General features: G+C 39.2%; 12 protein-coding genes. 7 read left to right on the forward strand and 5 right to left on the reverse strand.

Annotated features, from left to right (window positions below; genetic code table 11):
* The first annotated feature begins 108 nt into the window (after nt 1–108).
* The gene (locus AC5YDM_RS02030) at nt 109–462 is read left to right on the forward strand and encodes a YnfA family protein (protein WP_496150470.1); all 354 of its coding nucleotides are present in this window, start codon (nt 109–111) and stop codon (nt 460–462) included.
* Nucleotides 463–508: 46 nt separating this feature from the next.
* Here AC5YDM_RS02030 and AC5YDM_RS02035 read toward each other — a convergent pair whose 3' ends face one another.
* Nucleotides 509–991 carry a hypothetical protein gene (locus AC5YDM_RS02035; RefSeq protein WP_496150471.1) on the reverse strand — a complete coding sequence of 161 codons (483 nt, stop codon included), beginning with the start codon at nt 989–991 and terminating at the stop codon, nt 509–511.
* 415 nt (nt 992–1,406) lie between these two features.
* On the opposite strand from AC5YDM_RS02035, the gene AC5YDM_RS02040 reads away from it, so the two are divergent.
* Nucleotides 1,407–2,699, forward strand: coding sequence for an MFS transporter (locus AC5YDM_RS02040; RefSeq protein WP_496150472.1), 1,293 nt, complete (start codon nt 1,407–1,409; stop codon nt 2,697–2,699).
* A gap of 68 nt (nt 2,700–2,767) precedes the next feature.
* On the opposite strand, the gene argF is transcribed toward AC5YDM_RS02040, so the two are convergent.
* Both argF and AC5YDM_RS02050 read right to left on the reverse strand, forming a co-directional pair.
* The gene (gene argF / locus AC5YDM_RS02045) at nt 2,768–3,682 is read right to left on the reverse strand and encodes an ornithine carbamoyltransferase (protein ID WP_496150473.1); all 915 of its coding nucleotides are present in this window, start codon (nt 3,680–3,682) and stop codon (nt 2,768–2,770) included.
* Nucleotides 3,683–3,808: 126 nt separating this feature from the next.
* Nucleotides 3,809–4,462 carry a TetR/AcrR family transcriptional regulator gene (locus AC5YDM_RS02050; protein ID WP_496150474.1) on the reverse strand — a complete coding sequence of 218 codons (654 nt, stop codon included), beginning with the start codon at nt 4,460–4,462 and terminating at the stop codon, nt 3,809–3,811.
* Nucleotides 4,463–4,675: 213 nt separating this feature from the next.
* Between AC5YDM_RS02050 and prpB the strand changes: the two genes are divergently transcribed.
* Both prpB and prpC read left to right on the forward strand, forming a co-directional pair.
* On the forward strand, nt 4,676–5,560 hold the full coding sequence (gene prpB / locus AC5YDM_RS02055; RefSeq protein WP_496150475.1) for a methylisocitrate lyase: 885 nt from the start codon (nt 4,676–4,678) through the stop codon (nt 5,558–5,560).
* A gap of 4 nt (nt 5,561–5,564) precedes the next feature.
* Nucleotides 5,565–6,701 (forward strand): bifunctional 2-methylcitrate synthase/citrate synthase, encoded by a 1,137-nt coding sequence (gene prpC, locus AC5YDM_RS02060; protein ID WP_496150476.1) that lies wholly within the window; start codon nt 5,565–5,567, stop codon nt 6,699–6,701.
* 63 nt (nt 6,702–6,764) lie between these two features.
* On the opposite strand, the gene glnG is transcribed toward prpC, so the two are convergent.
* Both glnG and glnL read right to left on the reverse strand, forming a co-directional pair.
* Complete coding sequence (glnG, locus tag AC5YDM_RS02065) at nt 6,765–8,261, reverse strand: nitrogen regulation protein NR(I) (RefSeq protein ID WP_496150477.1); 1,497 nt, start codon at nt 8,259–8,261, stop codon at nt 6,765–6,767.
* On the reverse strand, nt 8,248–9,357 hold the full coding sequence (gene glnL / locus AC5YDM_RS02070; RefSeq protein WP_496150478.1) for a nitrogen regulation protein NR(II): 1,110 nt from the start codon (nt 9,355–9,357) through the stop codon (nt 8,248–8,250). The genes glnG and glnL overlap by 14 nt, the downstream gene beginning before the upstream one ends.
* 359 nt (nt 9,358–9,716) lie before the next feature.
* Here glnL and rimO point away from each other — a divergent pair, with 359 nt between their 5' ends.
* The 3 genes from rimO (at nt 9,717) to frr (ending at nt 12,479) form a co-directional block, all read left to right on the forward strand.
* Entirely contained in the window at nt 9,717–11,060 is a 1,344-nt protein-coding gene (gene rimO / locus AC5YDM_RS02075) for a 30S ribosomal protein S12 methylthiotransferase RimO (protein WP_496150479.1), read from the forward strand.
* A gap of 57 nt (nt 11,061–11,117) precedes the next feature.
* The gene (gene pyrH / locus AC5YDM_RS02080) at nt 11,118–11,846 is read left to right on the forward strand and encodes a UMP kinase (protein WP_496150480.1); all 729 of its coding nucleotides are present in this window, start codon (nt 11,118–11,120) and stop codon (nt 11,844–11,846) included.
* A 78-nt stretch (nt 11,847–11,924) separates the two neighbouring features.
* The gene (frr, locus tag AC5YDM_RS02085) at nt 11,925–12,479 is read left to right on the forward strand and encodes a ribosome recycling factor (protein WP_496150481.1); all 555 of its coding nucleotides are present in this window, start codon (nt 11,925–11,927) and stop codon (nt 12,477–12,479) included.
* The last annotated feature ends 8 nt before the right edge of the window (nt 12,480–12,487 follow it).

The following is a 12,487-nucleotide window of genomic DNA, read 5'->3' on the forward strand; positions in this document are numbered from 1 at the left end:
TAAAATAGCCCGTGCATTCACGGGCTATTTTATTTTGAGCACAATGTAATTTTAAGCAAAAAACCTTAACACATTGTTTTATTCAACTTAAATGAGAGTTTGGGCATCATGGAATTTCAGGTCACAAAAATTATCTCGACCTTTGCATTGTTTTTTGTGACGGCACTAATGGAAATTTTAGGGTGTTATTTTCCATATTTGATTCTGAACCAAGGTAAAAGCCATTGGTATTGGGTTCCTACAGTTTTGGCACTTGCCGCATTTGTATGGTTATTGACATTGCATCCTACTGCATCTGGTCGTATCTATGCGGCTTATGGTGGTATTTATATTTTTAGTGCATTGCTGTGGTTGAGATTTGTTGATCAAGTTGATTTAACACGCTGGGATATTATCGGTGGAGCAGTAGTACTGGTCGGAGCGGCATTAATTATATTGCAACCACAAGGTTTGATTCGATAAATTAGCCTTGTGGTTGTAAGATGAAATAAAAGAGATAAAACAAGAATTATTTGAACGTGCACTCGGTATTTTTAATATTGATATCATAGACTTGATCGCTCGATGCAAGTTTCAGATTTAAGTCGTAAGGATTGACACGCTGAAAAGTATGTTCAAAAAGTAAATCACAATTTTGCAATGAATTCTTTTTGATTAAAGTTTTTACAGCTTTAGTTCCGACATCTTTTTCAAATTGCTCAAAGTCTGAAGTTGTAATAACACCTTCGATTTGAATGTGGTTAGATGTTGAATTCATCTTTTCCATAATCATATTTTGATCAACTTGATACGGAAGGGTACGTGAATCCTCTTCACTCATCGCAAGTAAAATTTCATCTAGGGCAGTTTTGTTCTTAATTTTAAATTGAGGATCTAAAATATTTTTTTCAAGCAGATATTGATCAAATTCAGTTCCTTTTTCATTTGCAGAATAGACAGTACTCGTCATGGTCAAACAGCCAATTGCTAAAGCCAAAGATAGTAGGCGCATAATCCCTCAATCACTTATTCAGTTTATGGATTTATTATAGGCATAAATGACTCGAAGCGAGAATAAAAATATTCTATTGAAGTAGTGTGGAAATATTGATTTTAATTAATTGAAAAATATATTAAAAAAATTATTTAATTTACTAGCAAAGGCGATATTTATTCGTTCTACAAGCTTTTTGTGATTATTTTGTATTGATTTATTACGATAAATATATTGTATCTAATTTTTTTTGAGATCAATATTTGGTCGTGGAATTGAGTTGTTTTTATGTCCCATAATTTTTCAAATGAAATATAACAGTCGGAAATATAAAAGATAGTTTTAGAGCACTGTGGTTTATAAAATACGGTTCATAAAAATGATGATCCCAATTTCCATGTTTTGCACATAATATTTCTACAAGGATGCATATATGGGTCAGGTCTATACCAAGCAAGAAAAATCAAGTCGAATAAAAGGCATCGTGGGTGCTGCCTCGGGGAATTTGGTCGAGTGGTTTGATTTTTATATTTATGCAGTATTCGCAGTTTATTTTACTAAAGCGCTAACCGCGCCAGATATGGACTCATCTACTCAGGCGATTTACGTTTGGGGTGTATTTGCAGCAAGCTTTTTTATGCGTCCAATTGGTAGTTGGTTGTTTGGACGCATTGCAGATAAGCATGGTCGAAAAAAGTCGATGGTTATCTCGATTTGTTTGATGGCTGTCAGTTCATTTTTATTTGCGGCACTCCCGACCTATGAGCAAGTGGGTATGGCAGCGCCATTCCTTTTGCTTTTAGTGCGTTTAATGCAGGGCTTATCGGTAGGTGGTGAGTACGGTGCTGTTGCTACGTATATGAGTGAGTTAGGGCTGAAAGGACAGCGTGGGTTTTTCTCATCTTTTCAATATGTCACGTTAACGGGTGGTCAACTTTTAGCAAGTCTATTGGGTGTTCTGTTCTTAGCGTTCATGTCAGAACAGCAATTACTTGATGGTGGATGGCGTATTCCATTTGTAATCGGTGGTGTGGCAGCAATTATTTCTTTACTGGCGCGTAGTCGCTTGGAAGAAACGCTGTCGACTGAAGATAGTGATAAAGAGGAATCAGGTACTTTAAGAGAGCTCTTTAAAAACCATTGGAAAACATTCCTACTTGTTGTTGGTTATACATCAGCAGGTTCTTTAAGTTTTTATGTGATTACGGTTTATTCTAAAACGTACCTGACCAATATTGGAATGGATTCAAAAACAGTCGGACTCATCATGACGGGCTGTATTTTTGTATTGATGGTTGCGCAGCCTTTCTTTGGTGCTTTGTCTGATCGCATTGGGCGACGCCTATGTATGTTATTGTTTAGCTCACTCATGGCAATCTCAATCTATCCAGTGATGGCGATTGGTATGCGTTACTTTAGTGATACTCCAATGATGGTTGCTGCATTATTAATCTTCTTGATGTTATTGCTGAGTTTATATACTTCCATTGGTGGGATTGTTAAGGCTGAGATGTTCCCACCGCATGTGCGTGCATTGGGTGTGGGTTTCTCTTATGCAGTAGGTAATGCAATTTTCGGTGGTTCTGCGCCATCCGTTGCATTGCAATTCAAATCAGCAGGCATTGAAAACACCTTCTTTATTTATGTGATTGTGATGCTGATTATTTGTTTCTTATGTAGTTTGAAATTACCTAAAGAACCTGAATATTTGAAAGATGATCATTAATTAAAAATGAAGTGCATCAAAAAGCCCACATGATTGTGGGCTTTTTTATCGCTTATATTGGATAAAAATTATTTCAGATTTTCATTAATCAAAAATTCAACCAATGCTTTTTGTGCATGTAGGCGGTTTTCAGCTTCATCCCAAACCACAGCATTTTTATGATCAAGCATGTTTTCAGAAATTTCTTCGCCACGGTGTGCAGGTAAGCAATGCATGAATAGGCAATCCGCGTGTGCAAGATCCATGAGGCGTTCATTGACTTGATAATCAGCGAATGCTTTTTCACGAATTTTTTGCTCTTCTTCTTGCCCCATACTCGCCCATACGTCAGTGACGATCATATCAGCATTGACAGCAGCATCTTCAGCTGAATCTACCACTTCTGCACAATGTGCAAATTCAGCGAGAAACTCAGGTTTAGGTTCATAGCCTTTAGGAGAGGCGATCTTAAGTTTGAAGCCCCACATATGCGCTGCTTCAATATAAGAATTACACATGTTGTTACCATCACCAATCCAAGCCACAGTTTTGCCTTCAATTGATCCACGATGTTCTACAAATGTTTGAACGTCTGCCAAAAGTTGGCAAGGGTGATGGTCATCGGTTAATGCATTGATCACCGGTACTTTAGAGTATTCGGCAAAACGAGTCACGATGTCATGACCAAAGGTACGGATCATTACGATATCAAGCATGCTTGAAATGACACGTGCAGAATCTTCAATAGGTTCACCACGACCTAACTGTGTGTCGCGTGATGATAGGAAAATAGCACTACCACCAAATTGGCTCATACCTGCTTCAAACGATACGCGGGTACGCGTACTCGATTTTTCAAAAATCATTCCCATTACTTTACCAACGAGAGGTTGGTAGACATCATGATTATGTTGCATGCGTTTAAGTTCAATCGCACGTTCGATGATGCGGTTTAATTCTGCAGTAGAAAGGTCACGTAAAGTAAGAAAATGTCGTAGAGCCATGGTTACTCCACAATAATTGTACCTTCAAAGCCAAATCGGGTATTGAATAACTACAATTGATTGTTGGTTGGTAGGAAAATCAAAGAATCGACTAATATACTATAAGATAAAAGAATTGCAAAAAAACTAGACTTTTTGATGAGCGTCTAAGAAGCGTTCAACACAATAAGTGATGTAATTGGTTATTTCTTCGTCGGTTTCAGTGATTGGAATTCCCATAATAATTTGCCATTCGATATTTCTTAATATTCCAAAGAAAAATTGTGCTGAATGAAGCGGTTGTTCACAGACTATTACACCGTTGTTGTGAGCATTTTTAAGGGCAACAGCAATCGCTGCTTGGATCTCTTTGGGACCTTTTTGGTGAATATTTAAGGCAAGTTCAGAATTACGCTGCGCTTGTTCCATCACCAAATGAATAAATGCTACATTTTCAGGGAGTTTAATATGTGCATAAAAGTTGAAAAGGGTATTAATTAAATAAGACTTAAGGTCAAAAGTTGCAGGGTCATGAGAGCTACAGATATCTTTAAAAAACAATTCGCGGCGATAATCGCAGATCGCAGAGAAGAGACCATCTTTGTTGCCAAAATACTTATAAATCGAAGTCTTAGAACCGCCCGCATGTTGAACAATGTCATCTAGAGAAACAGCATCGTAACCGTGTTTTAAGAACAATGTATTGGCACTCAACAAAAGTGCCATACGGCGCTCAAGTCCACGGCGGGTATGCGGAAGATCGCAACCAGTCGATTCAATCTGTGCTAATGAATTGATCATAAATAGTAAATATCAACAAGTATTTTGGGGTTGTTATGATTATAGCAAAGTTGTCAATCAAAATCTGATTATAAAGAAGCCTCAATAAATGAATGAAAATTCATTTTTATATGACTAAAGTTTTAGAGCAAAAGCACTATAAAGTCATTTTCGTATAAAAAATTATCGCTATACTCAAAACTCGAGAATTATAGAATAACTGTGGAAAAGGATATGACAGAACAAACGTCTGCAGGCTTAAGATTTAGAAAAGCATTAGAAATTGAAAAGCCATTACAAATTATGGGCACTGTGAATGCTTATGCTGCCATGATGGCAACACAAGTCGGTTATAAAGCCATTTATTTATCAGGTGCAGGTGTTGCAAATTATTCCTATGGTTTACCTGACCTTGGTATGACCAGTTTAGATAATGTACTTGAGGATGTTCGTCGTATCACTGAGCGTGTTGAGACACCACTATTAGTAGATATTGATACAGGTTGGGGTGGTGCGTTCAATATTTCTCGTACTGTGAAGCAAATGATTGCTGCTGGTGCTGCTGCGGTACATATTGAGGATCAAGTTGCGCAGAAGCGTTGTGGTCACCGTCCAAATAAAGAAATCGTATCTCAACAGGAAATGGTTGATCGTATCAAAGCTGCTGTAGATGCGAAAACAGATTCAAACTTTGTTGTGATGGCTCGTACAGATGCACTGCAAAAAGAAGGTCTTCAAGCTGTGATTGATCGCGCATGTGCATGTGTGGAAGCTGGTGCAGATGCAATCTTTGCTGAAGCGATGACTGATATCACTATGTATCGAACTGTATGTGATGCGGTGGGTGTACCTGTTTTAGCCAATATTACTGAATTTGGCGATACACCTTACTACACTACAGAAGAATTGGGCGAGCAAGGTATTGCAATGGTTCTTTACCCATTGTCTGCAACGCGTGCAATGCAAAAAGCAGCTTTGGAAGTGATGCATTCCGTTCGTAAAAATGGCACGCAAGTAAATGTGCTAGACATTATGCAACAGCGTAAAGAGCTGTATGAGTTTTTGGATTATCACACTTTTGAAAATACATTAGATAAACTGTTTAAGCAGGAGAATTAAAAAAATGGCTGAAGGAAAAGTACTCACCGGCGCAGGCTTGCGCGGACAAGTGGCAGGGAAAACCTCATTATCTACAGTTGGTAAGAGTGGCGCTGGCTTAACTTACCGTGGTTATGATGTTCAAGACTTGGCTGAAAACTGCCAATTTGAAGAAGTCGCTTATTTAATTTTCTTTGGTGAGTTACCAACGAGTGAGCAACTCGCAACTTACAAAGCGAAATTAAAATCATTGCGTCAGCTTCCTCAAGCGCTTAAAGAAGTCCTTGAACGTATTCCTGCGGATTCTCATCCAATGGATGTGATGCGTACAGGTGTTTCAATGTTGGGTAATCTTGAGACAGAACAATCTTTTGATCAACAACAAGATGTAGCAGATCGTATTCTTGCGACCTTGCCTGCGATCATTTGCTATTGGTATCGTTTTAGTCATGACGGCGTTCGTGTGAATGAAAACACGGATGATGATTCAATTGGTGCGCAATTCTTGCATTTACTTCGCGGTGAAAAGCCAAATGAATTGCATGAACAAGTGATGAATGTATCGTTGATTCTTTATGCTGAGCATGAATTCAATGCATCTACATTCACAGCGCGTGTATGTGCATCTACATTGTCTGATATGCATTCATGTATTACAGGTGCAATTGGGTCACTTCGCGGTCCACTACATGGTGGTGCAAATGAAGCTGCTATGGAAATGATTGAAAACTGGACGTCTCCTGAAGAAGCTGAGCGTGAAATGTTGGGTAAGCTTGAGCGTAAAGAAAAAATTATGGGCTTTGGTCATGCGATCTATAAAGATAATGATCCACGTAATGGCATCATTAAAATCTGGTCTGAAAAATTAGCGCAAGACGTCGGTGATACTGTGCTTTATCCAGTATCAGTACGTTGTGAAGAAGTGATGTGGCGTGAGAAGAAATTATTCTGTAATGCAGATTTCTTCCATGCATCTGCTTATCACTTCATGGATATTGCAACGAAGCTGTTCACACCAATCTTTGTGATGTCTCGTGTAACAGGTTGGGCTGCACATGTGATGGAGCAACGTGCAGACAATCGTATTATTCGCCCAAGTGCAGATTATACTGGTCCTGAACTACGTAAAGTGGTACCAATTGCTGACCGTAAAGCTGCATGATTTGATGAAATTTAGTTAAAATAAAAGCCTCAATTGAGGCTTTTATTTATTTTGGCCTTGCTATTACGTTATTGATGAATCAGTAAGTGGAATCGCTATTTCCTCTTCATCATCTTCAGCCGTATCCATGCCCAACTCTTTTAATTTACGAGTTAAAGTATTACGTCCCCAGCCGAGTAGTTCCGCTGCATGACGTTTACGCCCACGTGTTTGTTGGAGGGCGGCATTAATTAATGTGCGTTCAAACATAGGTGTGGCTATATCAAGAAGCTTCATCTCGCCATTTTTTAATTTTTGAATAGCCCACTGATTTAGCAATTCATCCCAATGTTGTACTGCGACACGCTCAGAATTTCCAGATACATGATGATCATCTGATTTATTAATCGGGAGCTGTTTAAGTTCAGACGGTAAGTCTTCAGGATAAACTTCACGACCTGTAATCATCACTGTTAACCAGCGGCAGGTATTTTCAAGTTGACGCACGTTGCCTTGCCAAGGCAATTGTTGCATATATTCAACAGTTTCAGAGCGTAAAATTTTTGGACTCACACCTAACTCTTTACCTGCACGAGCTAAGAAGTGCTGTGCAAGCATCGGAATATCTTCAGAGCGATGCGCAAGTTTTGGAATGTGAATGCGAATTACGTTTAAACGGTGATATAAATCTTCACGGAAACGTCCATCATTCACCAGTTTCTCTAGGTCTTGATGGGTTGCGGCAACAATACGAACATCTACGCGTACGGGAATATGACCACCGACACGGTAAAACTCACCATCTGCCAATACGCGTAATAAACGTGTTTGGGTTTCAAATGGCATGTCGCCAATTTCATCGAGGAATAAAGTTCCGCCATTGGCTTGTTCGAAACGGCCTTGACGCTGTGAGTTTGCACCGGTAAAAGCACCTTTTTCATGCCCAAAAAGCTCTGTTTCGATCAGATCTTTTGGAATCGCTGCCATATTCAAAGCAATAAAAGGTTTACTTCCACGCGGTGAATGGCGATGCAGGGCATGAGCAACGAGCTCTTTACCTGTGCCTGATTCACCATTGATCAAGACGGTAATATGAGATTGTGATAATCGTCCAATGGCACGAAAAACTTCCTGCATGGCAGGTGATTCGCCAATGATCTCGGTAGATTGAATCGGTTGAACTGTTTTAGCAGATTCTTGTTGCTGTAATTTGTTGAGGTGCATGATGGCACGATTGACCAATGCAAGTGCTTCATCAATGTCAAAAGGCTTAGGTAAGTATTCAAAAGCACCTGTTTGATAGCTTGAAACGGCAGATTCTAAATCTGAATGTGCAGTCATGATGATGACAGGCAGATCAGGGTAGTTTCCTTTTACTTTTCCTAGAAAAGTTAGACCATCAATACCTGGCATGCGAATGTCAGTGAGGATCACATCTGGTGTATTGTCCGCGAGTTCATCAAGTGCAGATTGTGCTTCTTCAAAACTGGTAACTTCAAAACCTTCTTCTTTGAATGTTTTTTCTAATACCCAGCGCATAGCACGATCGTCATCAATGACCCAAATTTTATTTCGTGACATGTTTAAGCTCCCAAGGTATGTAAAGGCTAAATATTGTTTTTCCTGGAACGGATTGGCATTCAATCATTCCGTTGTGTTGATGCATAATATTCTGAGCGATACTGAGTCCAAGACCGGTCCCTTTCGCACGACCAGTCACTAATGGATAGAATACTGACTCTAAGATTTCTTCAGGAACACCGGGGCCATTGTCTTCAATATCAATACGAACTGTAGAGCGATGGGTGATTCCATTAATGGTGACTAAGCGTTGAATACGTGTTCTTAAAATGAGTTCAGGTTGTTCTTCTGTGAAAAACTCTTTGTTTTCAGTCATGGCTTGTACGGCATTGACGCTGATGTTGAGCATCACTTGGATGAGTTGATCTCGATCTGCATGTACATCAGGTAGGGATAAATCATAATCACGAGTGATTTTAATTTTCTTTTTAGTTTGGTTAATAATCAGAGAACGTACTCGTTCTAAAGGTTCGTGAACATTTACAGGCTCGTAGCTTGGTAGTTGCCGTGAACCAAGCATAGTATCGGCTAAGTTTCTTAAACGATCTACTTCGCTAATAATAATATCGGTAAATTCTGCATATTGAGGATCATTTAAACTGCGAGCAAGCAGTTGAGTTGCACCCCGAATACCACCTAATGGGTTTTTAATTTCATGTGCGACACCACGAATCAGTTGTCGTGCAACTTGATGTTGTTGAAGTAAGTTTTCTTCTTTGGATATTTTTAGCATTCGATCGATAGGATTAAGCTCAATCAAAAGCAAAGGGTGGTATGATTTACCAGTGCTCAGTCTAGCAACTGAATAATCGACATGAACATCTTTAAAATTGATGGTAATAGTGGCATCACGGCGCGTGTATGCTTGTCCATTTTCAAGAGAGTTGATGAGGGCTTCATGTGTATTGAAGCTATCATTCGGCGCTTTAAGGATATTCAGTACAGGTGAGCCTTGAGCTCGAAGTAAGCTAATGTCAAAAAGGGCTTCACAAGAAGAGTTAAGGTAAAAGATATTAAGCTCTGCATCGACCAAGAGTACGGCTGTGGCTAAGTTATCTACGAGTAGACGATAGTCAATTGGTGGTCGTTGATCCATTTACTTTAAAATCCTGTATTAAAATAGCGCAATCACAGTACTGTCTTTTTAAAATTGCTCATTAAGAGGGAGTGCTCTGCTTAAAGCGTCCTCAAATAAAGCAAAATACAAGCCAACTTTAAGTTATGAGTCTTTTATTATTCATTTATGATTGAAATGACAAAAACTTTAAGCAGCATTGCGTGCTTTAAAAAGAAATAAGCTTATATGAATAGCATTTTGCACCATATGAGTGCAAGAATATTATTTTAATAAATAAACGGAATTATTTTGGTGCGTTGCATATTCTCATAGCGTATCGGCTATTTTTATGAATCGAAAAGTCTTACAATACGCGCATTATAGTGGAGTGCAGATTCATGAAATCCCCCAAAGTCGGTTTTGTTTCTTTAGGTTGTCCTAAGGCGTTGGTCGATTCCGAACGAATTTTAACTCAGTTGAAGACTGAAGGTTATGATGTAGCGTCAGATTATGATGGTGCTGATTTAGTTGTTGTAAATACCTGTGGTTTTATTGAATCTGCGGTACAAGAGTCTTTAGACGCAATTGGCGAAGCCATGAGTGCAAACGGTCGTGTTATTGTGACGGGCTGTTTGGGTAAAGATGAAGACAAAATTCGTGCAATGCATCCGAATGTTCTTAAAGTAACGGGTGCGGCTGCATATCAAGAAGTAATGGAAGCAGTACATCAATATGTACCTGAGCCACCAAAGCACAATCCTTTTATCGATCTTGTGCCTGAACAAGGTATTCGATTAACACCAAAGCATTATGCATATTTAAAAATTTCAGAAGGTTGTAACCATCGTTGCACGTTCTGCATTATCCCAAGTATGCGTGGTGATTTAGTTTCTCGTCCAGTAGGTTCGGTATTGTCTGAAGCGCAAGCTTTGAAAAATGCGGGTGTTAAAGAGGTTTTAGTTATCTCCCAAGACACTTCTGCTTACGGTTTAGATACGAAGTACAAACTTGATTTTTGGAATGGGCAGCCAGTTAAAACTAAATTCTACGATATGTGCGAAGCACTGGGTGAGTTAGGAATTTGGGTGCGTTTACATTATGTATATCCATACCCACATGTAGATGCCGTGATTGATCTGATGGCTCAAGGTAAAATCTTGCCTTATTTGGATATTCCTTTCCAGCATGCGAGTCCGCGTATCTTAAAACTGATGAAGCGACCAGCACACAGTGAAAATACATTAGATCGTCTTAAAGTTTGGCGTGAAAAATGTCCAGACCTTGTTTTACGTTCTACATTTGTTGTTGGCTTCCCAGGTGAAACCGAAGAAGATTTCCAAATGCTTTTGGATTGGTTGCAAGTCGCTCAACTTGATCGAGTAGGTTGTTTTACTTATTCGCCAGTTGAAGGTGCAACTGCAAATGATTTGCCAGACCATGTGCCTGAAGAAATTAAGCAAGAGCGTTATGAACGCTTTATGGAAGTTCAACAAGCGATTTCTGCTGCTAAGCTTCAAAAACGTATTGGTCAAACGATGACGGTATTGGTTGATGACTTAGATGAAGAATTCCCTGTTGCGATTGCACGTTCATATGCAGATGCGCCAGAAATCGATGGTAATGTTTTTGTTGAAGATATCGATAAGAATTTGATTAAAGCAGGTGATTTGCTTGAAGTGCGAATTACAGATGCAGATGAATATGATTTATTTGCTGAATTGATTCAAATCAAATCGGCATAATCGAAACAACATACAGCAACGCAAAATACATTAAATAAATAGATATCGGAGCTTGAGATGCTAGATTCAAAAAAACCACGCTTTGGGCGTATCTTGTTGAAATTATCTGGTGAAGCATTGGCGGGTAATAAAGACATGGGTATTGATGCTCAAGTACTCGATCAAATGTCTTTATCTATTGCACACTTGGTTGGTTTAGGTGTGCAAGTGGGTATTGTTGTTGGTGGTGGTAATTTATACCGTGGTAGCCAATTGCAGAAAGATGGTCTAGTTGGTCGTGTAACAGGTGATCAAATGGGTATGCTGGCGACTGTAATGAATGGTTTGGCGCTTCGTGATGCATTGGTACGCCGTAATATCAAAACACGTTTAATGTCAGCATTGCCAATCGGTACTGTGGTTGAATCATACTCAAGCCGTGATGCCATTCGTCATTTAATGCGCAATGAAGTATGTGTATTTGTTGCAGGTACAGGTAATCCATTCTTTACAACAGATACAGCTGCTTGTTTACGTGGTATTGAGATTGAGGCAAACCTTATTCTTAAAGCGACGAAAGTTGATGGTGTCTACAATAAAGATCCAAGCAAATACGAAGATGCTGTGAAATATGATGCATTAACGTTCGATCAAGTATTGGATGAGAAGCTTGGTGTGATGGACTTGACAGCAATTTGTTTGTGTCGTGATCACAATGTACCGTTGCAAGTATTCGATATGAATAAGTCTGGTGCGCTACTTTCAGTTGTTATGGGTGAAAAAGAAGGGACTCACGTTACAAACTAATGTACGTGAGAGTTAAAGCTCTTTATACTAGCCTGAATTAAGCTCAACACTTTAGATAAATTAAGTAAGGAAGATCAGATGATTAACGATCTTAAAAAAGACAGCGAAGACCGTATGAATAAAACTCTAGAATCTCTAGAGCATGGTTTTGCAAAAGTTCGTACAGGTCGTGCGCATCCATCCATTTTAAATAATGTTATGGTGTCTTACTACGGTTCTGATGTGCCACTAAATCAAGTAGCAAACGTAGGTGTTGAAGATTCTCGTACATTGTTGGTTCAGCCTTTTGAGCGTTCAATGGTTGCTGCAATTGATAAAGCAATTCGTGAGTCAGATTTGGGTTTAAACCCAATCAGTGCTGATGCGATTCGTGTGCCTATGGCTGCGTTAACAGAAGAAACACGTCGTGACATGCAGAAAGTTGCACGTACTGAAGCTGAAAATGCAAAAGTTGCGATCCGTAACATTCGCCGTGATGTATTGGGTGATATTAAAGCATTGTTGAAAGAAAAAGAAATTTCTGAAGATGATGAGCGTCGTGCTGGTGATGACATTCAAAAAATCACGGATAAATTTGTAGCTGAAGTTGAAAAACGTTTGGCTGCTAAAGAAGCTGAATTGATGAAGGTTTAATCTCTCGG

It is taken from the genome of Acinetobacter sp. CY81 (genome assembly GCF_059515925.1).

Bases quoted from the DNA above. Each gene is read 5' to 3' on its own strand.
- frr (WP_496150481.1), top strand. From the start codon at position 11,925: ATGATTAACGATCTTAAAAAAGACAGCGAAGACCGTATGAATAAAACT.
- glnL (WP_496150478.1), bottom strand. From the start codon at position 9,357: ATGGATCAACGACCACCAATTGACTATCGTCTACTCGTAGATAACTTA.
- AC5YDM_RS02035 (WP_496150471.1), bottom strand. From the start codon at position 991: ATGCGCCTACTATCTTTGGCTTTAGCAATTGGCTGTTTGACCATGACG.
- AC5YDM_RS02030 (WP_496150470.1), top strand. From the start codon at position 109: ATGGAATTTCAGGTCACAAAAATTATCTCGACCTTTGCATTGTTTTTT.
- pyrH (WP_496150480.1), top strand. From the start codon at position 11,118: ATGCTAGATTCAAAAAAACCACGCTTTGGGCGTATCTTGTTGAAATTA.
- glnG (WP_496150477.1), bottom strand. From the start codon at position 8,261: ATGTCACGAAATAAAATTTGGGTCATTGATGACGATCGTGCTATGCGC.
- argF (WP_496150473.1), bottom strand. From the start codon at position 3,682: ATGGCTCTACGACATTTTCTTACTTTACGTGACCTTTCTACTGCAGAA.
- prpC (WP_496150476.1), top strand. From the start codon at position 5,565: ATGGCTGAAGGAAAAGTACTCACCGGCGCAGGCTTGCGCGGACAAGTG.
- AC5YDM_RS02050 (WP_496150474.1), bottom strand. From the start codon at position 4,462: ATGATCAATTCATTAGCACAGATTGAATCGACTGGTTGCGATCTTCCG.
- AC5YDM_RS02040 (WP_496150472.1), top strand. From the start codon at position 1,407: ATGGGTCAGGTCTATACCAAGCAAGAAAAATCAAGTCGAATAAAAGGC.
- rimO (WP_496150479.1), top strand. From the start codon at position 9,717: ATGAAATCCCCCAAAGTCGGTTTTGTTTCTTTAGGTTGTCCTAAGGCG.
- prpB (WP_496150475.1), top strand. From the start codon at position 4,676: ATGACAGAACAAACGTCTGCAGGCTTAAGATTTAGAAAAGCATTAGAA.